This is a genomic window from Mycolicibacterium agri (assembly GCF_002553505.1).
Classification (GTDB): Bacteria; Actinomycetota; Actinomycetes; order Mycobacteriales; family Mycobacteriaceae; genus Mycobacterium; species Mycobacterium agri.
This window is the reverse complement of record NZ_PDCP01000003.1, coordinates 1-25,412: the sequence shown is the minus strand read 5'-3', so window position 1 is coordinate 25,412 and position 25,412 is coordinate 1. Positions and strand designations below refer to the sequence as shown.

Annotated in this window: 23 protein-coding genes and 2 tRNA genes; 16 read left to right on the top strand and 9 right to left on the bottom strand. The window is 67.1% G+C overall.

What is annotated here, in order from left to right; all coding sequences use genetic code 11:
* The first annotated feature begins 116 nt into the window (after positions 1-116).
* Positions 117-1,091: a calcium/sodium antiporter gene (locus tag CQY20_RS02370; protein ID WP_097938059.1), complete on the top strand. Its 975-nt coding sequence runs from the start codon at positions 117-119 to the stop codon at positions 1,089-1,091.
* Between the two features lie 69 nt (positions 1,092-1,160).
* Positions 1,161-2,408 (top strand): acyltransferase family protein, encoded by a 1,248-nt coding sequence (locus CQY20_RS02365; RefSeq protein ID WP_234816065.1) that lies wholly within the window; start codon positions 1,161-1,163, stop codon positions 2,406-2,408.
* A 30-nt stretch (positions 2,409-2,438) separates the two neighbouring features.
* Here CQY20_RS02365 and CQY20_RS02360 read toward each other — a convergent pair.
* Positions 2,439-2,514 (bottom strand) — tRNA-Lys (locus CQY20_RS02360).
* A gap of 158 nt (positions 2,515-2,672) precedes the next feature.
* Between CQY20_RS02360 and CQY20_RS02355 the strand changes: the two genes are divergently transcribed.
* Positions 2,673-3,896, top strand: coding sequence for a L,D-transpeptidase (locus tag CQY20_RS02355; protein WP_097938057.1), 1,224 nt, complete (start codon positions 2,673-2,675; stop codon positions 3,894-3,896).
* Positions 3,897-3,903: 7 nt separating this feature from the next.
* Here the strand turns inward: CQY20_RS02355 and CQY20_RS02350 are convergent, their stop codons facing one another.
* The 3 genes from CQY20_RS02350 to orn form a co-directional block, all read right to left on the bottom strand.
* Entirely contained in the window at positions 3,904-5,112 is a 1,209-nt protein-coding gene (locus CQY20_RS02350) for a serine hydrolase domain-containing protein (protein ID WP_234816077.1), read from the bottom strand.
* A 186-nt stretch (positions 5,113-5,298) separates the two neighbouring features.
* A tRNA-His gene (locus CQY20_RS02345) sits at positions 5,299-5,371 on the bottom strand.
* A 28-nt stretch (positions 5,372-5,399) separates the two neighbouring features.
* The gene (orn, locus tag CQY20_RS02340) at positions 5,400-6,047 is read right to left on the bottom strand and encodes an oligoribonuclease (RefSeq protein ID WP_163700656.1); all 648 of its coding nucleotides are present in this window, start codon (positions 6,045-6,047) and stop codon (positions 5,400-5,402) included.
* A gap of 83 nt (positions 6,048-6,130) precedes the next feature.
* Between orn and CQY20_RS02335 the strand changes: the two genes are divergently transcribed.
* Positions 6,131-7,720 (top strand): helicase HerA-like domain-containing protein, encoded by a 1,590-nt coding sequence (locus CQY20_RS02335; protein WP_097938054.1) that lies wholly within the window; start codon positions 6,131-6,133, stop codon positions 7,718-7,720.
* A gap of 183 nt (positions 7,721-7,903) precedes the next feature.
* Here CQY20_RS02335 and cmrA read toward each other — a convergent pair whose 3' ends face one another.
* Positions 7,904-8,710 (bottom strand): mycolate reductase, encoded by an 807-nt coding sequence (gene cmrA, locus CQY20_RS02330; protein ID WP_097938053.1) that lies wholly within the window; start codon positions 8,708-8,710, stop codon positions 7,904-7,906.
* 24 nt (positions 8,711-8,734) lie between these two features.
* On the opposite strand from cmrA, the gene CQY20_RS02325 reads away from it, so the two are divergent.
* Complete coding sequence (locus CQY20_RS02325; protein ID WP_097938052.1) at positions 8,735-10,051, top strand: MFS transporter; 1,317 nt, start codon at positions 8,735-8,737, stop codon at positions 10,049-10,051.
* Between the two features lie 24 nt (positions 10,052-10,075).
* On the opposite strand, the gene CQY20_RS02320 is transcribed toward CQY20_RS02325, so the two are convergent.
* The gene (locus CQY20_RS02320) at positions 10,076-10,846 is read right to left on the bottom strand and encodes an MmpS family transport accessory protein (RefSeq protein WP_097938051.1); all 771 of its coding nucleotides are present in this window, start codon (positions 10,844-10,846) and stop codon (positions 10,076-10,078) included.
* Between the two features lie 98 nt (positions 10,847-10,944).
* Between CQY20_RS02320 and CQY20_RS02315 the strand changes: the two genes are divergently transcribed.
* The 3 genes from CQY20_RS02315 (at position 10,945) to CQY20_RS34740 (ending at position 13,364) form a co-directional block, all read left to right on the top strand.
* Positions 10,945-12,816 carry an alpha/beta hydrolase family protein gene (locus CQY20_RS02315; protein ID WP_097938050.1) on the top strand — a complete coding sequence of 624 codons (1,872 nt, stop codon included), beginning with the start codon at positions 10,945-10,947 and terminating at the stop codon, positions 12,814-12,816.
* Between the two features lie 113 nt (positions 12,817-12,929).
* Positions 12,930-13,139: a hypothetical protein gene (locus CQY20_RS02310; RefSeq protein ID WP_097938049.1), complete on the top strand. Its 210-nt coding sequence runs from the start codon at positions 12,930-12,932 to the stop codon at positions 13,137-13,139.
* 69 nt (positions 13,140-13,208) lie between these two features.
* Entirely contained in the window at positions 13,209-13,364 is a 156-nt protein-coding gene (locus CQY20_RS34740) for a DUF6131 family protein (protein WP_097938219.1), read from the top strand.
* A gap of 19 nt (positions 13,365-13,383) precedes the next feature.
* On the opposite strand, the gene CQY20_RS02300 is transcribed toward CQY20_RS34740, so the two are convergent.
* Positions 13,384-14,034 (bottom strand): SACE_7040 family transcriptional regulator, encoded by a 651-nt coding sequence (locus CQY20_RS02300; RefSeq protein ID WP_097938048.1) that lies wholly within the window; start codon positions 14,032-14,034, stop codon positions 13,384-13,386.
* A gap of 97 nt (positions 14,035-14,131) precedes the next feature.
* Between CQY20_RS02300 and CQY20_RS02295 the strand changes: the two genes are divergently transcribed.
* From CQY20_RS02295 to CQY20_RS02260, 8 genes are all read left to right on the top strand, one after another.
* Complete coding sequence (locus CQY20_RS02295) at positions 14,132-15,685, top strand: carboxyl transferase domain-containing protein (protein ID WP_163700653.1); 1,554 nt, start codon at positions 14,132-14,134, stop codon at positions 15,683-15,685.
* A 4-nt stretch (positions 15,686-15,689) separates the two neighbouring features.
* Entirely contained in the window at positions 15,690-17,693 is a 2,004-nt protein-coding gene (locus tag CQY20_RS02290) for an acetyl-CoA carboxylase biotin carboxylase subunit (RefSeq protein ID WP_097938047.1), read from the top strand.
* Positions 17,690-18,850, top strand: a complete 1,161-nt coding sequence (locus tag CQY20_RS02285; RefSeq protein ID WP_097938046.1) for an acyl-CoA dehydrogenase family protein — start codon at positions 17,690-17,692, stop codon at positions 18,848-18,850. Before CQY20_RS02290 ends, CQY20_RS02285 begins: the two co-directional genes overlap by 4 nt.
* Positions 18,847-19,335, top strand: coding sequence for a MaoC family dehydratase (locus tag CQY20_RS02280; protein WP_097938045.1), 489 nt, complete (start codon positions 18,847-18,849; stop codon positions 19,333-19,335). The genes CQY20_RS02285 and CQY20_RS02280 overlap by 4 nt, the downstream gene beginning before the upstream one ends.
* Positions 19,335-20,153 carry an HpcH/HpaI aldolase/citrate lyase family protein gene (locus CQY20_RS02275; protein ID WP_097938044.1) on the top strand — a complete coding sequence of 273 codons (819 nt, stop codon included), beginning with the start codon at positions 19,335-19,337 and terminating at the stop codon, positions 20,151-20,153. Before CQY20_RS02280 ends, CQY20_RS02275 begins: the two co-directional genes overlap by 1 nt.
* Positions 20,154-20,253: 100 nt before the next feature.
* Positions 20,254-21,366, top strand: a complete 1,113-nt coding sequence (pdhA, locus tag CQY20_RS02270) for a pyruvate dehydrogenase (acetyl-transferring) E1 component subunit alpha (protein WP_097938043.1) — start codon at positions 20,254-20,256, stop codon at positions 21,364-21,366.
* 1 nt (position 21,367) lies between these two features.
* A complete protein-coding gene (locus CQY20_RS02265; RefSeq protein ID WP_097938042.1) occupies positions 21,368-22,423 on the top strand; it encodes an alpha-ketoacid dehydrogenase subunit beta in 1,056 nt (351 codons plus the stop codon).
* Positions 22,420-23,670, top strand: coding sequence for a dihydrolipoamide acetyltransferase family protein (locus tag CQY20_RS02260; protein ID WP_097938041.1), 1,251 nt, complete (start codon positions 22,420-22,422; stop codon positions 23,668-23,670). Before CQY20_RS02265 ends, CQY20_RS02260 begins: the two co-directional genes overlap by 4 nt.
* Here CQY20_RS02260 and CQY20_RS02255 read toward each other — a convergent pair.
* Positions 23,667-24,557, bottom strand: coding sequence for an alpha/beta fold hydrolase (locus CQY20_RS02255; RefSeq protein ID WP_097938040.1), 891 nt, complete (start codon positions 24,555-24,557; stop codon positions 23,667-23,669). The genes CQY20_RS02260 and CQY20_RS02255 overlap by 4 nt on opposite strands.
* A 4-nt stretch (positions 24,558-24,561) precedes the next feature.
* Complete coding sequence (locus tag CQY20_RS02250; protein ID WP_097938039.1) at positions 24,562-25,314, bottom strand: enoyl-CoA hydratase; 753 nt, start codon at positions 25,312-25,314, stop codon at positions 24,562-24,564.
* Between the last annotated feature and the right edge of the window lie 98 nt (positions 25,315-25,412).

The window sequence follows — 25,412 nt, the reverse complement described above, 5'->3', positions numbered from 1 at the left end:
AACTGCACCAGCCAGGCGGACATGCTCGAAGTGCGGTTTGCCTCTCATCACGCCTTGCCCAGGCTTTACTGACAGCAGACCTGCACTTGATCGAACCACCGAAAGAGGCGCCGGCGATGCTGACAAGCGCTGCCTGGTTCGCGGCCGGCCTCGCCGCCCTGGTGCTCGGCGCGGAGGTGATGGTACGGGGCGGGACCTGGATCGCGGCGCGGCTCGGAATCAGCCAGCTCATCGTCGGCCTCACCGTGGTGTCGATCGGCACGAGCATGCCCGAACTCGCCGTCGGTGTCGTGTCGGCCGCAGAAGGCAACGGCGCGTTGGCCGTTGGCAACATCACGGGCACCAACGTCGTCAACCTGTTGCTCGTTCTCGGACTCAGCGCGCTACTGCTGCCGCTGGCCATCGAATTGCGCACACTGCGCTTCGAACTACCCGTGATGGCGGTGGCCGCGCTTCTGCTGTGGGCACTCGCCGCAGACGGCGTGCTGTCCCGGTGGGACGGAGCCGTCCTTGCGATCTGCGCGATTGTCTACACCGTCGTGCTCGTCGCGGCGGCTCGACGCGAAAGCGCCCAATTCACAACCGAATTGGCGGCAACCAGCTTCAAGCCCAGGACAACCGATGATCGTCGCGCTGTCACACGATACGTCGCAATGACGCTGGGCGGCATCGTCGTCGTGGTGATCGGAGCGGAATGGCTCGTCGACGCCGCCGTCGACATGGCCCGCGGATTCGGCGTCTCCGACGCCTTCATCGGTCTCACCGTCGTGGCCATCGGCACCTCGGCGCCGGAACTGGTGACCACCGTCGTCTCCACGCTGCGCAAGGAGCGCGATATCGCCATCGGCAACCTGCTCGGCAGCAGCATCTACAACCTGCTGCTGATCCTCGGTGTCACGTGTCTGATCCCGGCCCACGGGCTGGCGCTGCCCGCAGCCCTGGTGCGCATCGATATCCCGGTGATGGTCGCCGTCGCGCTGGTGTGCATCCCGATCTTCATCTCGGGCCGACGGGTCAGTCGCGCCGAGGGCGGCGCGATGGTCTTGGCCTACCTGTGCTTCTTGGCCTTCGTCTTGGTGACACAGGTGTGATGCGGCACACTCAGCCCCCGCTCAGCGGGAATTTAGTGATTGCAATGACCAAACCCATACACTCGCCCGGTGTTACCGAGCCCAGCCGTGGAGAGCCCGCGCGTCGACCGCGCCCCTGATCGGGGCCGCATCGCGTCGCTGACGGGCCTGCGCGCCGTGGCCGCGCTGCTGGTGCTCGGCACTCACGCGGCGTTCGCCACCGGCAAGCTCACCCACGGCTTCATCGGAGTGGCCTATGCGCGGCTCGAGATCGGTGTCGCAATCTTCTTCGTGCTCTCCGGATTCCTGTTGTTCCGGCCGTGGGCTCGGGCCGCGGCGGCCGCGACGGCGGCGCCGGTGATTGGTCGCTACGCGCGCCATCGGCTGCGCCGGATCATGCCGCCGTATCTGGTCACGGTCGCGCTCGCCTTCGGCGTGTACGCGTTCTACTCGACGGGTCCCAACCCCGGCCAAAGCTGGGCGGGCCTGGTTCGCTACCTCACGCTGACGCAGATCTACACCGACAACTATCTGGTGACCTATCTGCACCAAGGGCTTTCGCAGACATGGAGCCTGGCCGTGGAGGTGTCGTTCTACGCAGTGCTGCCGCTGTTGGCCCACTACCTGCTGGTCGTGCACTGCCGCGGCCAGTGGCAACCGAAGCGTCTGCTGCTGGGCCTTGCCGCGCTCGCCGCGATCGCGCCGGTGTGGCTGATTGTCGTGAATACCACTGACTGGCTGCCGAATTCGGCCGGGATGTGGCTGCCAGCCCATCTCGGCTGGTTCGCCGGCGGGATGATGCTGGCGACGCTGCGGTCGATGGACGTCCGGTGGCCGGCGGTCGCGGGGATGCCCTTGGCGGTAGCGCTTTTCGTGGTCGTCTGTACGCCCGTCGCGGGCGCCGTCACGATGGGCCCGGTCCGCCTGTGGGAGCCGTTGACGAAGAACCTGCTCTACGGCTGCATTGCGACGTTGGTCGTGGCGCCGCTGGTGCTCGGCCGCGGCGGGTGGGTCGAGCGAGTGCTGAGCAGCAAGCCGATGGTGTGGCTGGGCGAGATCTCCTACGAGATCTTCCTGCTGCACGTGCTGGTGATGGCGCTGGTGTTCGGCGGCCTGGGGTGGCCGATGTTCTCTGGTTCGCTGCCGGTGCTGTTCGGGCTGACGCTGGCGGTCACGGTGCCGTTGGCGTGGGCGCTGAACAGGTTCACCCGACCGGCCACGCAGCCTGCGCCCCAACGGGATAGCGCGATGGCCCCAGGGAGTCGGCCGGCGGCGGACGGCGCGGCGTTGTGTACAGCTGTGTGTACAGTTGTCGCCTCCGACGGGGCGCCCAGATAGCGAAAAACCCCCTTTGAGCTGGGGGTTTGTTGGTGCGCCGTCAGGGTTTCGAACCCCGGACCCGCTGATTAAGAGTCAGCTGCTCTACCAACTGAGCTAACGGCGCGCGTAGGCGACAATAACAGGCCCTGCCGCGCGGGGTGAAATCACTTTTGTGCGCCCTCGGCTGAGGACGCCCTCAGCGCGGTCGCCGCAGGACTCCAGTAACGCTTAGACTAATGCCAAAGTCCCGGTTAGAAAACTCGTCGCAAGTTGGAGCAAAGTATGTGGCAGGTCAAGACTCTGGCCCGTCCGCGTCGCCTTTGTGCCTGGTTGATGGCCTTCGCCCTGATCCCGGCGTTGGTCCTCGCCCTCAGCGCTTGCGGTGGTAACTCGGCTCCGCCTCAGCCCGAGGTCATCACCGATAAGGGGACTCCCTACAGCGACCTTCTTGTGCCGAAGCTCACGGCGTCGGTCAAGGACGACGCTGTCGGCGTGCCGGTGGACCAGCCGGTGACCGTCAGCGCCGAGGCCGGTGTGCTCGGCGCGGTCACCATGACCAACGACGACGAGGGCGTCCCGGTCGCCGGCGAGCTCAGCCCCGACGGGCTGACGTGGCACACCACCGAACCGCTGGACTACAACACCCAGTACACGCTGCGCGCGCAGTCGCTGGGCCTCGGCGGCGCCACCAGCCAGCAGCTGACCTTCGAGACGCATTCGCCGGAAAACCTGACCATGCCGTACGTGCTGCCCAACGACGGCGAGGTCGTCGGCATCGGTCAGCCCGTCGCGGTCCGCTTCGACGAGAACATTCCGAACCGGTTGGCCGCGCAGCGTGCGATCACCGTCAAGACGGATCCGCCCGTCGAAGGCGCGTTCTATTGGCTCAGCAACCGCGAGGTCCGCTGGCGGCCAGCCGAATACTGGAAACCGGGCACGACCGTGGAGGTCGAAGTCAACACCTACGGCGTGGACCTCGGCGACGGGTTGTTCGGCCAGGACAACGTCAAGACCCGCTTCACCATCGGCGACGCGGTCATCACCACCGTCGACGACAACACCAAGACGCTGACCGTCCGCCGCAACGGGGAGGTAATCAAGACCATGCCGGTGTCGATGGGCAAGAACAGCACGCCCACCAACAACGGCATCTACATCATCGGCGACCGCTTCGGCCACATGGTGATGGACTCGTCCACCTACGGCGTTCCGACCAACTCGCCCAACGGATATCGCACCGAGGTGGACTACGCCACCCAGATGTCCTACAGCGGCATCTATGTGCACGCCGCGCCGTGGTCGGTCGGCAGCCAGGGCTACAGCAACGTCAGCCACGGGTGCATCAACGTCAGCACCAGCAACGCTCGGTGGTTCTTCGAGAACACCAAGCGCGGCGACATCGTCGAGGTGATGAACACGGTGGGCTCGATCCTGCCGGGCACCGACGGCCTCGGCGACTGGAACATCCCGTGGGAGCAGTGGCGCGCGGGCAACGCCAACATCTGACGCCGGCTCACCTCGTTGTGGTCGGCGACGGCGCCAGCGAAAGCCCGGTGTAGACCTCGTCGAGAATGATCGGCAGCAGTGCTTGCGCGGTCGTCTTGTCGTCGAGAGGCGAGATGGTCAGGTTGGTCCAAATCACGACGGACACATCGTTATCCGGGTCGTAGCCCATGAAGGAGTTGAAGCCGGGCATCTCGCCGCCGTGGTAGTACATCGCGGCGGTCGGACTGAACCGCTGATATGAGATGCCATACCCGTACTTCTGGCCGTCGAGATTCTGCGGGTCTTCGGCCTGCACGCTGTCCAGCCACTGCCGGTGGAAGTCGGCGTCGAATACCTTGCCCGACACCAAGTCCCGCATCCACGTCGTCAGGTTGTCTGCGGTGGAGATCACGCCGCCGGCGCCGTGCGCGTAGGACGGGTTTTGGTGGGTGTAGTCGGTCGGCTCCAGCGTCCCGGCCCGCGCCGCGGCCTTGACGTCGGCAGGATAGGGGTCATCGACCATCGCGAACGCCGAGCCGCCGTACATATAGCCGTGCGAGTACGGCGCCGGAATTTGCGTGTCGTCGACGGCGGGCAACGACGTTTCCTGCAGCGCAAGCGGTTTGAAAAGCCGATCGTGCAGCTGCTCTCCCAGCGGACGGCCGCCTGCCTTCTCCGCGACCAGGCCGAGCAACGCGTAGTTCGTGTTGCTGTACTCGTAGGTGGTGTTCGGGGTGTCATCAGGCGGGTGGGCGAAGGCGATGGCCAACACCTCCTGCGGGGTCCACGCCTTGCCCGGATCTGCATCGAGGGCGGCCGCGAATTCCGGTGCGTTCGTGTAGTTGTACAGCCCGCTGCGCATCGTGAGCAGATCCGCGATCGTGACGTCGGTGCCATTGGGCACATCGGGCACGAAGGCCGCGACCGGATCCTCGAACGTCAAATTGCCGTCCTGGGCGAGAAGCACGATCAACGCTGCGATCATGGTCTTGGAGTTCGAGGCAATCCGGAAGTGGGTGTCAGCGTCCGGCGGTGTTTGCGTGCCCAGCTCGGTTGTCCCGACCGCTGCGGTGTGGGTGCCCTGCGGCGTCCGGATCATGACGACCGCGCCGGGCACCAGCATGTCTTTGGCCGCTTTCTCGACGACGGCCAGCAACGCTGCCTGGTCGATGGGCTTGAGGGCCGGTGTTGACTCGGTCGTCGACGGGGCCGTCGCGCACCCGGCGACGATGGCCATGCAGGTGGCAAACGTGGCGATCCCGGCGATGCGCGGCATCCGAGATCGGCGTCGGTTGCTCGGGTTCATCCGTCCCACGCTCCCTCGGAGCTGATCGTCCCCCGAGCGTAGGGGCGTGACGGCGGTGGGGAGGCGATTCGACGCAAGATAAAGGCCGGAGGGTGAATCACCCTCCGGCCCTGTCGGGGTGGCTGACGGGACTCGAACCCGCGACAGCCAGGATCACAACCTGGTGCTCTACCAACTGAACTACAGCCACCATTGCCGCAGGAGCGGCGTCGTAGATACTAGCCGCTCGGACGCTCGGCAGCCGAATCCATTCCCTCGCCGTTCGACGGGGGCGGACCCAACTCGGCGGCGATCGCAGCGATCTCGCTGGTCGAGGGCCCGGGCGGCGGCACGAACGCCGTGCGGCGGTAGTACTTGAGTTCGCGGATCGACTCGTGGATGTCGGCCAGCGCGCGGTGCGCCAGCCCCTTTTCCGGCTGCCCGAAGTAGATCCGCGGATACCAGCGTCGACACAGCTCCTTTATCGAGCTTACGTCGATCATCCGATAGTGCAGGAAGTCGTCCAGCTCAGGCATGTCCCGTGCGATAAAACCGCGGTCGGTGGCGATCGAATTCCCGGCCAGCGGCGCCGTCTTCGCCTGCTTGACGTGGGTGCGGATGTAGTCGAGCACCAACTGCTCGGCGGCGGACACGTCGATCGTCGACGCCCGCACCTCATCTACCAGGCCGGATCGATTGTGCATCTCTGCGACGACGTCGATCATCCCGGACAGCGCCTCGTCGGGGGCGTGGATGACGACGTCGATGCCTTCGCCGAGGATATTGAGGTCGGCGTCGGTGACGAGCACCGCAATCTCGATGAGCCGGTCGGTCTTGAGGTCTAAGCCCGTCATCTCGCAGTCGATCCACACCAGTTCGTCGCGCACAGCGATCAACAGTAGGCCCACAGCCTGCGCGGGGCTTCACCACACCCGGCTGTGCCGCTGGCGCCGCAGTAATGTTTGGACCCATGACGTCGGAGTCGACCGCAACCCCAGCTCAGCAGATCGCCGCCGGATACGCCGTCGAGGGACAGGCGCTCGAACTCGGAACCGTCGTCGTCGACGGCGCCGCCGACCCCGCCGCCCAGGTCCGTATCCCGCTGGCCACCGTGAACCGGCACGGCCTCGTCGCGGGCGCAACCGGCACCGGCAAGACCAAGTCGCTGCAGCTCATCGCCGAACAACTGTCCGCCGCGGGCGTGCCGGTGTTGATGGCCGACGTCAAGGGCGACCTGTCGGGGCTGTCGCGGCCCGGCGAGGCGGGCGACAAGATCCAACAGCGGGCCACCGACACCGGTGACGACTGGACGCCGACCGCGTTCCCCGTCGAGTTCCTGTCACTCGGCACCGGCGGCCTCGGCGTACCGGTGCGCGCCACGGTTTCCAGCTTCGGGCCCATCCTGTTGTCGAAAGTGCTGGGGCTCAACGCCACTCAGGAATCCACCCTCGGCCTGATCTTCCACTGGGCCGACCAGAAAGGTCTGTCGCTTCTCGACCTCAAGGACCTGCGCGCGGTGATCCAGTACCTCACAAGCGACGAAGGCAAGCCCGAGTTGAAGGCCCTCGGTGCGGTGTCGCCGACGACGGCGGGGGTCATCCTGCGCGCCCTGGTCAACCTCGAGGCCGAGGGCGCCGACACCTTCTTCGGCGAGCCCGAACTCGAGCCCGAGGATCTGCTGCGCGTCGATGACCAGGGCCGCGGCATCATCAGCCTGCTGGAACTCGGCGATCAAGCGGCCCGGCCGGTGATGTTCTCGACGTTCCTGATGTGGGTGCTGGCCGACCTGTTCACGTCGCTGCCCGAGGTCGGCGACGTCGACAAGCCCAAGCTCGTCTTCTTCTTCGACGAAGCCCATCTGCTGTTCAACGACGCTTCCAAAGCCTTCCTGGAGCAGGTCGAACAGACCGTCAAGCTGATCCGGTCCAAGGGCGTCGGCGTGTTCTTCTGCACCCAGCTGCCCACCGACGTGCCCAACGACGTGCTGAGCCAGCTTGGCGCGCGCATCCAGCATGCGCTGCGCGCGTTCACCCCCGACGACCAGAAGGCGCTGTCGAAGACCGTCCGCACCTACCCGAAAACCGATGTGTACGACCTGGAGTCGGCGCTGACCTCGTTGGGCATCGGCGAGGCGATCGTCACCGTGCTGTCGGAGAAGGGCGCGCCGACGCCCGTCGCGTGGACCAGGATGCGGGCCCCGCGCTCGCTGATGGACACCATCGGGCCCGACGCGATCAAGGCCGCCGCCCAGGCCAGCCCGTTGCAGGCCGAGTACGGGCAGACCGTCGACCGCGAAAGCGCCTACGAGCGGCTGAACGCCCGGCTGGCGCCGCCGGAGCCCGAGGCGCCTGCCGACCCGTCGCTTCCGCCGCCGGTCGACCTGCCGGGCGCCGGCGCTGGGGGCACCGTCGCCGCCAAGGATGCCGAGCCCGGCTTCTTCGAAAAGATGGTGGAAAGCCCGGCGTTCAAGAGCGCGATGCGATCGGCGGGCACGGTGATCGGCCGCGAGATCACCCGCAGCATCTTCGGCACCGGCCGTCGACGTCGCCGTCGGCGCTAGAACAACGCCGCGGCGCTAGAACAACGCCGTCGGCGCTAGAACAACGCCGTCGGCGCTAGAACAACGCCGTCGGCGCTAGAACAACGCCGCGAAACGGAATCCTCGCAGGAAAACTGCGAGTGAGGGCGTGCGTAGATTCCGTCTCGCGGAGGGGTATTCGCGGGAGGGGTATTCGCGGGGAAGTTATTCGCCGGCGAGCTTTTTGTACACCGCGCCGACGATCGGCGTCACGATCGCGCGCGGCGCGTACCCGCTGGCCACCGACATCGCCTTCGACGTGACACCGGGTACCACCCGCATCTTGTTGCGCTCCAACGCATCCAGCGAATGCTTGGCGGTGTACTCGGTGGAGATCCACAAGAAGTCCGGAATCACCTTCTCCACCAGCGAGCGCTCGTGCTCATCGGGCAGCGTCTCGCGCACCGGCCCAGGCGCTAGCAATGTTACGTGCACACCGGCGCTCTTCAGCTCGCCGCGCAATGCCTCGCTGAACGTGTTGACGAACGCCTTGCTCGCCGCATAGGTCGCGTTGTTCGGGATCGGCGAATTGCCCGCTGCGGAACCGGAAATCAGGATGCCGCCCGCCCCGCGCTCGACCATCCCAGGCAGTACCGCGAGCACAAGGTCATGCACGCCAAGCACATTCAGCTGTACCTGCGCCTTCTCGTCGGCCGGGTCGAGCTTCGCCACCGGACCGAACGTCGCGGTGCCCGCGTTGGCGCACAGGATCGAGATGTTGCGCCCGGCCAGCTCGTCGGCCAGCTTGCCGCGTTCGCTCGGATCGGCCAGATCCACCGGCCGCACCTCGACCGCCACGCTGTACTTCTCGGTGAGCCGGTCGGCAAGCGCGCGCAGCACATCCTCGCGGCGCGCGGTGATGATCAGATGGTGGCCCCGCGCGGCCAGCTCGGTGGCCAGCGCCTCGCCGATGTTCTGCGAAGCACCTGTGACAACTGCTCGGGCGTCCGGGCTGGGAGCGGGTACTGGCATGCGCGGACTATATCGTGGGCGACCATGGACGTTTCCCGGCCGCCGGGGCACACCGCTGGGCGGTCGCAAGTGTTGTCCTGGGCGCTGTGGGACGTCGGCGCGACCGGTGTCAACGCGATCGTCGTGACGTTCGTCTTCTCGGTTTACCTCACCGGCACCGTCGGGGACGACCTGCCCAGCGCGACCACACCGCAGAGCTGGCTGTTCCGGGCACTGGCGCTGTCGGGGCTCGTGGTGGCGCTGCTGGCGCCCGTCACCGGCATCTGGGTCGACGCGCCATGGCGCCGTCGCCGGGTGCTCGCCGTGCTCACCGGCATGGTGGTGCTGCTCACCTCAACGATGAGCCTGATCCGCGACGACCACCGCTACCTGTGGCCTGGCCTTGTGCTGCTGGCGTGCACGGCCGCGTGCAGCGAACTGGCCACCGTGCCCTACAACGCCATGCTGCGGGGACTGTCCACGCCGACGACGTCGGGCCGCGTGTCCGGATTCGGTTTGGGCATGGGCTATTTCGGCTCCGTGACGCTGCTGCTCATCGTCTATGTGATGTTCATCTCCGGAGACGGCGACACCCGCGGACTGCTCGGTCTGTCGATCGCCGACGGCCAAAACGTGCGTGCCGCGATGCTGATGACGGCCGCATGGTTCACGCTGTTCGCGCTGCCGGTGTTCATCGCGGTGCCGCACCCAGAGCCTGAGCCGGGGGAGCGGCGAGCAGTCGGCTTCTTCGGCGCCTACAAGAAGCTGTGGCGCGAAGTCGTCGCCGAGTGGCATCGCGACCGCAACATCGTCTACTACCTGCTCGCCAGCGCGGTGTTCCGCGACGGCCTCGCGGGCATCTTCGCCTTCGGCGCCGTGTTGGGTGTCAGCGTCTACGGCATCTCCGACGCCGACGTGCTCCTGTTCGGCATCAGCGCCAGTGTCATCGCCGCGCTCGGCGCGCTGTTCGGCGGCCTCATCGACGACCGGCTCGGCTCCAAGCCGGTGATCCTCGGCTCGCTGGCCTCGTTGATCACCGTCGGGTGCGTTCTGATGGCACTGTCCGGGCCCGTCACGTTCTGGGTGTGCGGCCTGATGCTGTGCCTGTTCATCGGGCCGACGCTGTCCTCGGCGCGCACGCTGATGCTGCGGATGTCGCTGGACGGCAAGGAGGGCGTCGCGTTCGGTCTGTACACCACGACAGGGCGCGCGGTGTCCTTCCTCGCGCCGGCGATGATCTCACTGTTCATCGACTGGTTCGGCGCGGTGCGCGCGGGGACGGGTGGTCTGATGGTCGTGTTGGGTGTCGGGCTGATCGCCATGGCGGCGGTCCATGCGCCACACCGGGTTACAGTCCGCTAGGGCAGAGCGCTACTCGCAAATCCGTTAGCGCATCGCGGTGCAGGTGGTCAGGCCGTTGCCGGTGTTCGACTGCACCTCAACGCCGTTGACCGTGATCGAGCAGCTGACCTGACGGCCCACGTTGACGATCATCAGGCTCGCGGAATCCTCGGCAGGGCTGGGCAGCCGCACCTCCTTGCTCCACGGCAGCAGCACGTTGAACTCGGTCTGCAGCACGCTGCCGGTGTCGACATAGGTGATGTTGATCGCCCTGCCGCTGCCGGTCACCTCGTAGACGACGGTCTCCGTCGCGCCCGGCGTGACCGTCTCCCGCGGCGGAGTGCTCGGCGGGGTCGTGCTCGGGGTCGGCACCGGCACGATCGGCGGCAACGGCCGCAGCGACGTCGTCGGCGGCGTGGTTCGCGTGGTCGTCGGCTCCGGCATGGGTGGGGGGGCCACGACCGTCTCCTGCTTGGAGCTGTTGGCGATCACCAAGGCGATCACCAGGCCGACGACGAGAAGCACCGCCAACCCGGCCAGCACCCACAGCCACCGCGGCGACTTCGGCGGCGGCGGCTCCTCCGGCGGTTGGCCCTGCGGGTACGGCCCGTACTGGCCGGTGGCGTACGGGTCGTAGCCATAGGGCGGATACGGCGGCAGCTGACGCGTGGGATCGACACCCTGCGGCGCGTGGGGTGCCTGGTATGTCGGTCCGTACGGCGCCTGACCCGCATACGCCGGATCCGAATATCCGGGATAGCTGGAACTCAAGGGCCGGGTCGGATCGGGGCCGTCGTCACGGGGCGAACTGCTCATACCCACCTCATGGCTGCAGGGTACCTGTGTTGCCCGTGAGGCCTTCGCCAGCGCGTAAGCGAATCGCTTAACCGGGCAGGCGTGGCAAGCTGATAACGATGACGCAGACGGTGCGCACGACGTACGGCGCGTCGCTGTCGCCGGACGCGACGGCGTTCGCGCACATCGTCGACGAGGGGGGCTACCCGCGGGCGGTTCAGCGGTTCCTGCGCGGGTGGCGGGCCAGTTCGTCGCGCGATGTCGAGTTGCCCGTCGACGGCCCGGTCTACCGGGTGCTCCATTCCGCCGACGGGCACTGGCTGGCCTGCGAAGTCGCTCCCGAGGGCGGCAGCCGCAGCCAGATCTGGATCGTCACGACCGATCCCGACGATCGCCTCGCCTGGCGGATCGACTCCTGGCCCGCGGGGGCGCAGGAGGGCACCGCCGAGCTGATCAGTTGGGACGGCACGAAAGTGGCGGCCATCCTCACCGGAGACGACGGCGTCGGCAGCTCTTGTCTGATCAATCCGGCCGACGGCACCACCACGGTCCTGGACCGGCGCTCGGGCGGCCGGCTCGTCGACGCGTGGTCCGGTGCGGCGCTGATCCGGGTCGGCCCACGCGGCTATCGCGAACTGATCATGCTGCGCGGCCTGACCGAAATAGCGTTGCTGCCATACGATCCGGGGTCGACGACCGACACCGGGGTGATTCTCGACGACCACGGTCCGCGCCGACTGCGGGCGGGACTGGAAGGTGAGGCGTTCGAGCTGTATCAGCCCGCGAAGACCTACGGGCTCAACAGCACCGAGGGCTATGTCCGCGCCCTGATCCGCAGCGAGAACGGCGCGGAATACGCCCGGCTGCTCGAGGTGACCATGACGGCCGACGGCGTGTCCTATCAAGTGGTGGCCGAGCGGCCGGACTGCGAACTCGACGAGTTCGTCGTCAGCGACGACCTCTCCACGGTGGCGATGCTGTGGAACCTGCACGGCGCCAGCGAATTACAGATTCTCGAGTACGCCGACTACACGCTGCACGACCCGATTCCGTTGCCAGGCATGGTGGCCAGCGAGCTGAGCATCAGCGCAGGCGGATCGATGGTGGCCATGACCGTGGAGAGCCCCGACATCCCGCGCACTGTGGAACTCGTCGACCCGAGAAGCCGCGAATGGGAGCGCATCGGCCGCGAACCCTCCAGCGGGCCCGTATCCGACGCCCCGACACTGGAGACCGTCACCGCTCGAGACGGTCTCGAGTTCACCGGCTGGCTGTTCCGCCCGCCGAAGCACGTGAAGTCGATCGGGGCGATGATGTTCCTGCACGGCGGCCCCGAGGGTCAGGGCCGTCCCGGCTACAACGAGTTCTTCCCGGCGCTGCTGGAGGCCGGCATCACGGTGTTCCTGCCAAATGTTCGCGGCTCCGGCGGATTTGGCCGGTCGTTCATGCATGCCGACGACCGGGAGAAGCGGTTCGCGGCGATCGACGACGTCGCCGACGCTGCGCTGTTCCTGGTGTCGCGCGGCCTGGCGCGGGCCGACCGCGTCGCCTGTTGCGGGTGGTCCTACGGCGGCTACCTGACGCAGGCCGCGCTGGCATTTCATCCGCAGTTGTTCGCCGCGGGCATCAGCATCTGCGGCATGAGCGACCTGAACACCTGGTACCGCAACACTGAGCCGTGGATCGCACAGGCCGCCTACCCGAAATACGGCCATCCGGTGAGCGATCGCGAACTGCTCGACAAGCTGTCGCCGCTGCTACGCGCACACGCGATAACCGCTCCGCTGCTGCTCGTCCACGGCCTCAACGACACCAACGTCCCGCCGAGCGAGTCGCAACAGATGTACGACGCGCTGCGGGCGCTTGGCCGCACGGTCGAGCAGTTGCTGTTCGAGGACGACGGCCACGAGATCGACAAACGCGAGAACCGCGCGGTGCTGCTCAAGGCGATGAGCGAGTGGCTCACCACGGCGTTCAACGCCACGCCATGACCGCGGGCCGAAGTTCTGAACCATTCAAGATCAGTTCGATGCGTTTACTCAAATTATCTGCGGGGTAAAACCTCCTCGCGCGCCAAGTCGGCGCACAACAGGAGGAGGCCAGCATGCGTGGTGGCGGAATTCTCGGCGTAATTGTGTTGGTCTGGTTGCTGATCGGCGTCTTGGCGGCTTATCAGCGCGACTACTTCAAAAGCGAGGCAAACAATTGCGCCACGGCGGGCACCATCGCGTTGACGGTCGTTGCCGGACCGTTGAACTACGCAGGAGTGAACCCCAAGGTGACCAACTGCAATTTGCCTGAACCCAGCCAATAGGCCCAGTAGCCCACGGGTTCAACACATTTCCACCAACAACCGAATATCAATAATCGAATGGAGTCAGCCATGATCATCCTTGGCGTTATCTTGTTAATCCTCGGGATCCTCTTCGGGATCTCAATCCTGACCTACATCGGCGTCGTGCTGATCGTCATCGGCGCGGTGTTCTGGATCCTCGGCGCAACGGGACGCGCGGTGGGCGGCCGACGATATTGGTACTAGCGCCTGATCGCCTAGTCCACTAGTCGCCGCTTCGGCCGGCCGAGGACAGGGCCGCGATCGTCATCTTTCGCAAGATCGCACGCGACCCCGAGTTTCCTTGGCCGGCCGATTTGGCTGTGCCCGGCCGCACGCTGTGCGGCGTCGAGTTCAACAGCCCGAACGCCGCGTGCGCCATCAGGCGCGCATCGGCCTCGGTGTCGGCGCGGTCGAGGCGCAGAAGGACATCGACCCAGATCTCCACGTACTGCCGCTGCGCCTTGCGGACCTGTCGCTTCGCGGGCTCGGGCAGATGGTCCAGATCGCGGTCCTGGATGCGGATCAGGTCGGACTCGTTGAGCGCGAAGTCCAGATGGAAGTCGATCAGCCCGTCCAAGGCGGCTTCGTCGTCGGGCGCCTCGGCGACGACGGCCTTGGCGCCGGCCAGCAAGCGGGTGCTGATTCCGACCAGCAATTCGACCAGCAGCGCTTCCTTGTTGGGGAAGTGGCGGTAGATCGCGGGTCCGCTGATGCCGACCGCCGCGCCGATGTCCTCAAGGCGCACCGCCAGAAATCCCCGCTCGGCCATCAACCGTTCGGCCGCGGCGATGAGCTTGTCGCGGCGCTCGGATTTGGCCCGCGACCGGTTGGTTCCGGCCGGTGAAGACGCAGACGCCGAGGCCGAAACGGGCATCGCGCTACCCCCTGCGGGACGGTGGACATTTCGGTTAATCGTGACTAACATACCATGAGTTAGTCGGCATTAACTCAATCGGAATGGGTCGGCACCGATGACAACAGCGTTGCAGTCGAGTCGCGAGCAGCATCAGGCGCTGGTCGCGGCGCTGCGCGAGAAGATGGCCGCCGCCGCGCTCGGCGGGTCCGCGAAGGCCCGCGAGCGCCATGTCAGCCGCGGCAAGCTGTTGCCCCGCGATCGCGTCGACGGATTACTCGACGCAGGCAGCCCGTTTCTGGAAGTGGCGCCGCTGGCCGCCAACGGCATGTACGACGACGAATGCCCCGGCGCCGGGATCATCACCGGCATCGGCCGGGTGTCGGGCCGCGAATGCATGATCGTCGCCAACGACGCGACTGTGAAAGGCGGTACGTACTACCCGATCACGGTCAAGAAGCACCTGCGCGCGCAGGAGATCGCGCTGCAGAACCGGCTGCCGTGCATCTACCTCGTCGACTCGGGTGGCGCGTTCCTGCCGCGGCAGGACGAGGTCTTTCCCGACCGCGACCATTTCGGGCGCATTTTCTACAACCAGGCGACCATGAGCGCCAAGGGCATTGCCCAGATCGCTGCGGTGCTCGGCTCGTGCACCGCGGGCGGCGCGTACGTGCCCGCGATGAGCGACGAAGCCGTGATTGTCCGCAACCAGGGCACCATTTTCCTCGGCGGCCCGCCGCTGGTGAAGGCCGCGACCGGGGAAGTGGTGACCGCCGAAGAACTCGGCGGCGGCGATCTGCACTCCAAAACCTCCGGGGTCACCGACCATTTGGCGCACGACGACCGTGACGCGCTGCGCATCGTGCGGCGCATCGTCTCGACGCTCGGACTGCGGCGCGACCCGCCCTGGGAGGTGCGGCCGACGGTCGACGCGGTGGCCGACCAGACCGAGCTGTACGACGTCGTCCCGCTCGACCCGCGGGTGCCCTACGACGTGCACGAGGTCATCACCCGCATCGTCGACGGCGGTGAATTCGCCGAGTTCAAGGCCGAATACGGGTCAACGCTGGTGACCGGCTTCGCCCGCATCCATGGCCACCCGGTGGGAATCATCGCCAACAACGGCGTGCTGTTCAGCGAATCCGCGCTCAAGGGAACACATTTCATCGAGCTGTGCGACAAGCGCGAGGCGCCGCTGCTGTTCCTGCAGAACATCTCGGGCTTCATGGTCGGCCGCGACTACGAGGCGGGCGGCATCGCCAAGCACGGCGCCAAGATGGTGACCGCCGTCGCGTGCGCTCGGGTGCCGAAGCTGACCGTCGTGATCGGCGGATCGTACGGCGCAGGCAACTACTCGATGTGCGGGCGCGCGTATTCGCCGCGGTTCCTGTGGATGTGGCCGAATGCCAGGATCTCGGTGATGGGCGGCGAGCAGGCCGCGTCGGTGCTGGCCACCGTGCGCAGTGAGATGACGCCCGAAGAGGAGGAAGAGTTCAAGGCGCCGATCCGCGCCCAGTACGAGAGCCAGGGCAGTCCCTACTATTCGACGGCGCGGTTGTGGGACGACGGCGTGATCGACCCCGCAGACACCAGGACCGTTCTCGGGCTGGCGCTTTCGATCGTCGGGCAGGCGCCGCTGGAACCGGTCTCCTACGGCGTATTCCGGATGTGATGCGATGACTTTCCACACTGTCCTGGTCGCCAACCGCGGCGAGATCGCCGTGCGCGTCATCCGCACGCTGCGCGCGATGGGCATCCGCTCGGTGGCCGTGTTCAGCGACGCCGACGCCGACGCCCGCCACGTCGCCGAAGCCGACGACGCGGTTCGAATCGGCCCCCCGCCTGCGCGGGAGAGCTATCTGTCGATCGACGCGATACTCGACGCTGCTCGCCGTACCGGCGCACAGGCAGTCCATCCCGGATACGGATTCCTGTCCGAGAACAGCGATTTCGCCGATGCTCTGGAGAAGGCGGACATCGTGTTCATCGGGCCACCGGCTGCCGCGATACGCACGATGGGGGACAAGATCGCCGCGAAGGCCGCCGTCTCGGCATTCGGAGTGCCGGTCGTACCTGGCATCTCGCGCCCCGGCCTCACCGATGACGACCTGATCGCAGGCGCCGGCGACGTCGGCTACCCGGTGCTGGTGAAACCGTCGGCGGGCGGCGGCGGCAAAGGCATGCGGGTCGTGCACGAGCCGTCGGAGCTGGCGGCGGCGCTGACCAGCGCGCGGCGCGAGGCCGGCGCCGCATTCGGTGACGACACGCTGTTTCTCGAACGCTTTGTGCGCAACCCGCGCCACATCGAGGTGCAGGTGCTCGCCGACGGCTACGGCAACGTCGTGCACCTCGGCGAACGCGAATGCAGCCTGCAGCGCCGCCACCAGAAGGTCATCGAAGAGGCGCCGTCACCTCTTCTGGACGCGGAGACGCGGGCCCGCATCGGCGCCGCGGCCCGCGACACCGCCCGCAGCGTCGACTACACCGGTGCGGGCACCGTCGAGTTCATCGTCTCCGCCGACCGGCCCGACGAGTTCTTCTTCATGGAGATGAACACCCGGCTGCAGGTCGAGCATCCGGTCACCGAAATGGTCACCGGCGTCGACCTCGTCGAGTTGCAGGTGCGCATCGCCGCGGGCGAGAAACTGCCGATCGCCCAGGACGACGTCACCCTGACCGGACACGCGATCGAAGCCCGCATCTACGCCGAAGACCCGGGCAACGGCTTCCTACCGACCGGCGGCCAGGTGCTCGATCTGGTGGAGCCGCAGGGCCCCGGCGTGCGCGTCGACTCCGGGCTGGCCCCGGGCACCGTCGTCGGCACCGACTACGACCCGATGCTCGCCAAGGTGATCGCCCACGCCGACGACCGGCCCGCCGCGCTCAGAGCCCTCGACCGCGCCCTGTCCGACACCGCCGTGCTCGGCGTTGGGACGAACATCGAATTCCTCCGGTTCCTGCTGGCCGACCCGGATGTGGTTGCGGGACAACTCGATACCGGACTGCTTGACCGCCGTACCGCCGACTTCACGCCCGCCGCGCCCGGCGACGAGGAGCTCATCGCCGCTGCCGCCTACAAATGGCTGCGCAGCTGGCCGCAGGCACCCACGAATCTGTGGGATGTGCCGACGGGCTGGCGCATCGGAGCGCATGCGCCGACGACCGTGCGGCTGCACGCGGGCGAGCGAACCGACCACGTCCATCTGACCGGCACACCGCGCGCCGCCACCGCCGTCGTCGAAGACGGACCACCGCGCATCCTCGCCGCCCGCTTGGACGGCGATCGGCTGGCAGTGACACTCGACGGGCTTCGCACCGAGTACCGCGTCGCGGCCACCGACGGCCACATCTGGCTGGCCCGTGCGGGCCGCACTGCGGCCATCGACACGGTGCGGGAAGCGCCTGTACGCCCCGACGACGAGCACAGCGGCGATGCCGAACTGGTCAGCCCGATGCCTGGATCGGTTGTCGCCGTCAACGTCGAGGATGGCGCGACCGTCGAGACCGGCGCCGTCGTCGTCGCGGTGGAGGCGATGAAGATGGAACACGCGCTCACCGCGCCCGTCGACGGCGTGGTGGAACTCCTTGTCGCCGTTGGCGACCAGGTCAAAGTCGGCCAGCCGCTGGCCAGGATCAAAGCCACCGAGAAGACAGACACTGAGAAAGCAGAACAGTCATGAGCGATTTCCTCTCCACCGGCACGCTGCCCGACCACTACCAGCAGCTGGCCAAGACCGTGCGGGACTTCGCGCAGAGCGTCGTCGCCCCGGTGGCGGCCAAGCACGACGCCGAGCACTCGTTCCCCTACGAAGTCGTGGCGGGCATGGCCGACATGGGCCTGTTCGGCCTGCCATTCCCCGAGGAGTACGGCGGGATGGGCGGCGACTACTTCGCGCTGTGCCTCGCGCTCGAAGAACTCGGCAAGGTGGACCAGAGCGTGGCCATCACGCTCGAGGCCGGCGTGTCGCTGGGCGCGATGCCGGTGTACCGGTTCGGCAACGAAGACCAGAAGCGCGAATGGTTGCCGCTGTTGGCAAGTGGTAAGGCGCTCGGCGCGTTCGGGCTCACCGAGCCGGGCGGTGGTACCGACGCGGGCGCCACACGGACCACGGCCAAGCTCGACGGCGATCACTGGGTGATCAACGGCAGCAAGCAGTTCATCACCAACTCGGGTACCGACATCACGAAGCTTGTGACGGTGACGGCGGTGACGGGGGAACATGACGGCAAAAAGGAGATCTCGGCCATTTTGGTGCCGGTGCCGATCGAAGGCTTCACCGCAGAACCCGCCTACAACAAGGTCGGCTGGAACGCGTCGGACACCCATCCGCTGAGCTTCGACGACGTGCGCGTGCCCGCCGAGAACCTGCTCGGCGAGCGCGGCCGCGGATACGCGAACTTCCTGCGCATCCTCGACGAGGGTCGCATCGCGATCGCGGCGCTGTCGGTCGGCGCCGCGCAGGGCTGCGTCGACGAGTGCGTCCGCTACGCCAAGGAGCGCGAGGCCTTCGGCGCGGCGATCGGCACCTATCAGGCGATCTCGTTCAAGATCGCGCGAATGGAAGCCAGGGCACACGCGGCCCGCACCGCTTACTACGACGCGGCCGCACTCATGTTGGCGGGCAAGCCGTTCAAGAAGGCCGCCGCGGTCGCCAAGATGGTCGCCAGCGAGGCCGCGATGGACAATGCACGCGACGCCACGCAGGTGTTCGGCGGCTACGGCTTCATGAACGAGTATCCGGTGGCGCGGCATTACCGCGACAGCAAGATCCTCGAAATCGGCGAAGGGACAACGGAAGTGCAGCTGATGCTGATCGCCAGGGAGGCGGGGCTTTGAGCGAGAAGAAGGTCGTCGTCCAACGCGGGCTGTGGTTTGAGGAGTTCGAGACCGGAGTGCTCTACCAGCACCGGCCCGGCCGCACCATCACCGAGGCCGATAACGTCTTCTTCACCACGCTGACGATGAACACCCAGGCGCTGCACCTCGATGCGGCGTTCTCCGACGCGCTGCCGCCGTTCAACCAGCGGCTGGTGAACTCGATGTTCACCCTCTCCACGCTTGTCGGGCTGTCGGTCACGCAACTGACGCAGGGCACGATCGTCGGCAACCTCGGCTTCGGTGAGGTCGCGTTCCCGAAGCCGCTCTTCCACGGCGACACGCTCTACGCCGAAACCGAGGTGCTCGACAAGCGCGAATCCAGGAGCCGCCCCGGCGAAGGCATCGTCACCTTCGCGCATACGGGCCGCAACCAGCACGGCGACATCGTCGCGACCGCGTCGCGAAAAACCATGGTGCGCAAGCGACCTCAGGAGGAGGCGTAGTGACGATCACGCAAACCGGTCCCGCCTGGTTGTTCTGCCCGGCCGACCGCCCGGAACGGTTTGAAAAGGCCGCGGCCGCAGCCGATGTCGTGATCCTCGACCTGGAGGACGGGGTGGCGGCCAAGGACCGCGACGCAGCCCGCGCGGCGCTGATCGACATACCGCTTGATCCCGACCGCACCGTTGTGCGCGTCAACCCCACCACCACCGCCGACCACAAACCCGATCTCGAGGCGCTGGCGAAGACCAAATACACGACCGTGATGCTGGCGAAGACGGAGGACCCGCAGCAGGTGCGCGACCTCGCACCGCTCGACGTCGTGGTACTGATCGAAACGCCGATGGGCGCAGTGATCGTCAACGAGTTGGCCCGCGTCGACAACGCGCTGGCGCTGATGTGGGGCGCCGAGGACCTGTTCGCGGCGACCGGCGGCACCGCCAACCGCAACGCCGACGGCAGCTACCGAGACGTCGCCAAACATGTCCGTTCGCAGACGTTGCTGGCCGCCAAAGCTTACGGCCGGATGGCGCTGGACTCGGTGTATCTGGACATCAAGGACCTCGACGGACTGCGCGCCGAGGTCGACGACGCGGTCGCGGTCGGCTTCGACGCCAAGGTCGCGATTCATCCGTCGCAGGTCAACGTCATCCGCGAGGGCTATGCACCCACCCCCGACCAGGTGGAATGGGCGCGACACGTGCTGGCCGCCGCCCGCGAACAGCGGGGCGTCTTCCAATTCGAGGGCATAATGGTGGATGCCCCAGTGCTGCGGCGAGCAGAGCGCATCGTCCAGCTAGCGCCTCACCCTGGCACCTAGCCGGCAGCCTCTCACCAGGGGTTTTGCTCTGATCGCCTCCGTGCTGAGCACCTCAGTCGTCTGACGGCGCGATCCGTCGTCAGTGGCCCTAGGAGGCGGTATGGCAGGGTCCGTTCAGGCACCCTTGACGTCGGCACGAGCTGCCCAAGATGTCGAGCTGGAGCCGATTCAACTGGTCGCCCCCGACGGGACGCCGACCCCCGAGACCAGATACCGCCGAGATCTACCCCCCGAGACGCTGGCCTGGCTGTTCGAGTCGATGGCCGTCACCCGCGCGCTCGACGTCGAATTCGTCAACCTGCAGCGGCAGGGCGAGCTGGCGCTGTTCGCCACGTGTCGCGGCCAGGAGGCGGCCCAGATCGGCGCCACCGCGTGCCTGCGCAAGACCGACTGGCTGTTTCCGCAATACCGTGAGATGGGCGCCTTCCTGCTGCGCGGCATCACGCCGGCGCAGATGGGCGCCGTGTGGCGGGGCCGCTGGCACGGCGGCCTCGGCTTCACCGAGAAATGCGTCGCGCCGATCGCCATCCCGATCGGAACCCACGGTCTGCACGCGGTCGGGGCCGCGATGGCCGCGCAGCGGCTCGGCGAAGATTCGATCACCGTGGCCTATCTCGGCGACGGCGCCACGAGCGAGGGCGACGCGCACGAAGCGATGAATTTCGCGGCGGTGTACAAGGCGCCGTGCGTGTTCTTCGTGCAGAACAACCAGTGGGCGATCTCGGTGCCGGTGAGCCGTCAGCAGGCGGGACCGTCGATCGCGCACCGCGCAATCGGCTACGGCATGCCCGGTGTCCGCGTCGACGGCAACGATGTGCTGGCCTGCTACGCGGTGATGGAGGAAGCCGCCGCGCGGGCGCGACGGGGCGACGGGCCGACCCTGATCGAAGCCGTCACCTATCGGCTGGGCCCGCACACCACCTCCGACGACCCCACCCGCTACCGGTCGGACGATGAGGTCGAGCGCTGGGCGGCGCTGGACCCGATTCCGCGTTATCGCAAGTACCTCCAGCACATCGACGTGTGGACCGATCGACTGGAGCACCGCGTGCAATCGCGCTCGGCGCGGCTGTGTGCCGAACTGCGCGACGCGATCATCAACACGCCCGACATGGACGTCGGCGAGTTGTTTGACACGGTGTACGCGGACATCACGCCGACACTGCAAGCCCAGCGCGACGAACTGCTGGCCGAAATGGCGAAGGAGGCGTGACATGACTCAACTCATCGAACGGCCGGCAGGCTACGGGGACGACTCGCACGAACCGTCCATCTTCAAGCCGGTTCAAGCGACGACGAATCTCACCATGGTGCAAGCGATCAACAGGGCGCTGCACGACGCGATGGCCGCCGACGATCGGGTCCTGGTGTTCGGTGAAGACGTCGCCAAGCTCGGCGGCGTCTTCCGTGTCACAGAAGGGTTGGCCGAAACGTTCGGCGACGGGCGGTGCTTCGACACCCCGCTGGCCGAGTCGGCGATCATCGGCATCGCGATCGGGTTCGCCATCCGCGGCTTCGTGCCGGTGCCCGAGATCCAGTTCGACGGGTTCTCCTATCCGGCGTTCGACCAGATGGTCAGCCATCTGGCGAAGTACCGGGTGCGCACGCACGGCGACGTGGACATGCCGGTCACCATCCGCATCCCGTCGTTCGGGGGAATCGGTGCGGTGGAACACCATTCGGAGTCCACCGAGACCTACTGGGTGCACACCGCCGGCCTGAAGGTGGTCGTGCCGTCGACACCGTCGGATGCATATTGGCTGCTGCGGCATTCGATCGCCAGCCGCGACCCGGTCGTCTACCTGGAGCCGAAGCGACGGTACTGGTCGCGGGAGGACGTCGACACCAGCGAGCCGGGGCTGCCGATCGGCCGCGCGGCGATCCGTCGATTCGGCGACGACGCCACCGTGATCACCTACGGCGGACTGGTCCAAACCGCCCTTAGCGCAGCCGATCTGGCAGCCGACCAGTACGGGTGGGATCTCGAGGTCATCGATCTGCGCTCGCTCAACCCGCTCGACTTCGACACCGTCGCGGCGTCGGTGCGCAAGACCGGCCGTGCCGTCGTCATGCACGAGGGCGCACGCACACTCGGATTCGGCGCCGAGTTGGCGGCACGCATTCAGGAGGAGCTGTTCTACGACCTGGAGGCGCCGGTCCTGCGGGCCACCGGATTCGACACCCCGTATCCGCCGGCCCGGCTTGAGAAACTGTGGCTGCCCGGTGTCGACCGGCTGCTCGACTGCGTCGAGAAGGCCATGCGGTCATGACGACCACGCGGGACTTCCTGGTGCCAGACCTCGGTGAAGGGCTCGAGGACGCGACGATCACCGGCTGGAGCGTGGCGGTGGGCGACCGCGTCGAACTCAACCAGACGCTGTGCACGGTGGAAACCAACAAGGCCCAGGTGGAGATTCCCAGTCCCTACGCCGGAGAAATCGTGGAACTCGGTGGCGCCGAAGGGGAAACACTTGCTGTCGGGGCGGTGCTGGTACGCATCGCGACGGATTCACCGGTTCCTGCGTCGGAGCTTGCGGCCACAGCTGAGCCCGAGCCTGCGCCTGAGCCCGCAGCTGCAAGCCCGAACGGTGCGCGACGCAGGCCGGTGCTCGTCGGCTACGGCGCCGACGACGACATGGACACCAGCAGGAGAGCGTCGGTGACCGACGGCACTCGACCGCGAGCCAAGCCGAAAGTGCGCAAGCTCGCCGCCGAGTTGAACGTCGACCTGGCCGCCATCACCCGGGGTTCGGGGCCGGACGGGATCGTGACCCGAGACGACGTGCTCGCGGCCGCGGCGCAACCGGGCCAGGCCTCCGACACCGTCGGCGTGCACGGCGTCCAGGCGACGATGGCGCAGCGGATGACATTGTCGCGCAGCAAGATTCCCGATGCTCATGCCAGCGTCGTCGTCGACTGCTCGGAGCTGCTTCGGGTTCGCGACCTGCTGCGCGAATCGGTCGGGCAGGACGGGCCGTCGATCACGCCGTTCGTGCTCACCCTTCGGCTGCTGACGATCGCGCTGACCCACCACCCGTTGCTCAACTCGACGTGGGTGGACACCGCCGGCGAACCGCACATCCACATCCACTCCGCCGTACACCTGGGTTTCGGGGTTGCGGCGCCGCGTGGCCTGCTGGTGCCGGTGGTGAAGAACGCGCAGGACATGACGACACGGGAACTGGCGGCAGCGGTGTCACGTCTGATCGACGAGGCGCGAGCCGGCACCGTGAAACCCGCCGAGCTGCAGGGTTCTACGTTCACCGTGTCGAATTTCGGTGCGCTCGGACTGGACGAGGGTGTGCCCGTCATCAACTATCCCGAGGCGGCGATTCTGGGCATGGGATCGTTGAAGCCGCGGCCGGTGGTCATCGGCGACGACGTGGTGGCGCGTCCGACGATGACGCTGACGTGTGCGTTCGACCACCGCATCGCCGACGGCGCGCAGGCCGCCGCGTTCCTCGGCGAACTGCGTCGACTCATCGAGGCGCCGGAGTTGGCGCTGCTCGACAGCTAGTTCTCGACCGTGCGGGAGAGAAAGTCGCCGACCAGTCGGCTGACCTCGTCAGGCCGGTCATAGGTCGCGATGTGGCCTGCGCCGGGAATGGTCGCCAGCTCGCTCCCGGGCGCTGCCGACGCCGCGGCGGCGAGATCGGCATGGCTGACAAGCGAATCGCGCTCACCGCGCAGCCACAGGCTGGGGACACGCAGCCGAGACACCTCTGGTGTGTAGTCCAGCCGCATCCGAAACGGCCCGACGGCGTTGATCATCCAGTCGTCCAGCACCCGCTCGCCGTGCCGAGATTTGGCCTTCGCCTCCTCAATCGCCGAGGCGACTATCGCGTCGAAACCGGGGGTGTCGGCGCCCGCAGTCAGCGAGTCCGCCAATGACTTTCGCAGTCTCTTCGGGCTGCGCGCGTAATATTTCGCGCTCAGACGCATCAGCCCGGGCGTGTGCACGACGAGCCAGGTGAAGAAGTGGAATCTGCGTTTCGCGCCGATGCCGCCCGGGCCGATGACGACCAGGGCCGAGACTCGGTCGGGATGATTAAGCGCAAATCCGATGCCGATGCCGCCACCGAGTGACAGGCCGACGATCGCCACTCGCGGCAGGTTGAGTGCGTCGAGCAACTCGGCGATCAGTGTGTCGAAGAAGTCGGTGTCGAGGTTGCCGCGCCACGGGCGGCTCGCGCCGTGGCGCGGCAGGTCGATGGCGTACACGCGGTAGTCGCGCGCGAGCGTCGGTGCGACGCTGCGCCATACGCCTTCGGCGGTGTCCAGCGCGCCGCCGTGCAGCAGCAAAACGGCTGGGCCGTGGTCTCCGGAGCGGTAGACCCGCACCGGGCCGCCCGCGATCGTCATGTCCGTGTGTTGGGCGAACACTCCTCCGGTGGCGTCGGGCATGCAGCTATTTGCGCTTGGCTGCGGCTAACCGTTCGGCGAACTCCGGTGAAAGGATCGAAGCCGCTTGCGGTTTCAGCTCGGTGTCGACCGCGATGCGGTGCTGGTCGACGTCCAGCACGCCGGGGTTGGCGGTGGCGCGCATGGACGCCTTGGTGGCGAGCACGACGTCACGCGGCGCGGCCGCAGGTCCGGCGGCCAGTTGTTTGGCGGCCGCGACCGGATCGTCGGCGATTTCGAGGGCAAGCCCGTGCCGCACGGCGGCCTCGGCGTCGAAACGCATCCCGAACAGCAGCGCGGCCCTGGCCGCCTGCACGCCGACAGCGCGCTGCAGCATCCACGTCGCCCCGCCGCCGGGATGAATGCCGAGTTTCTGGAAGCGGGCGTCGAACAGCGCTGCGGGGCCGGCGATGCGCACGTCGGCGGCCAGCGCGAGGTTGAGCCCGGCGCCGACGGCGGCACCGTTGACCGCAGCGATCGTCGGCAGCGCGCAGTTGGCCACCGCGAGGAAGCCGTCATAGATGGTGCGAAGGCCGTCCTCAGTCGCCTCACCCAACGCCGAGAGGTCCGCGCCTGCGCAGAACGCCTTGCCCGCGCCGGTGACGATGAGGGCATGCACGTCGGTGTTGGCCTCGGCCGCGTCGACCGCGGCACGCAGGGCCGCCGAGATTTCGGCGGTGACGGCGTTGCGGCGATCCGGGTCGTTGACGGTGACGACGGCGACGTGGTTTTCGACCTGCACGAGAACGCGATCGGACATCGCTTCAGGTTAATGACCGCCTAGCCTCGATCTTTCACCTGGCGCTCGATTGAGGTTCTTTGTGGGTGCAGGTGAGTGGTTGTGATGCTGGGCGGCCT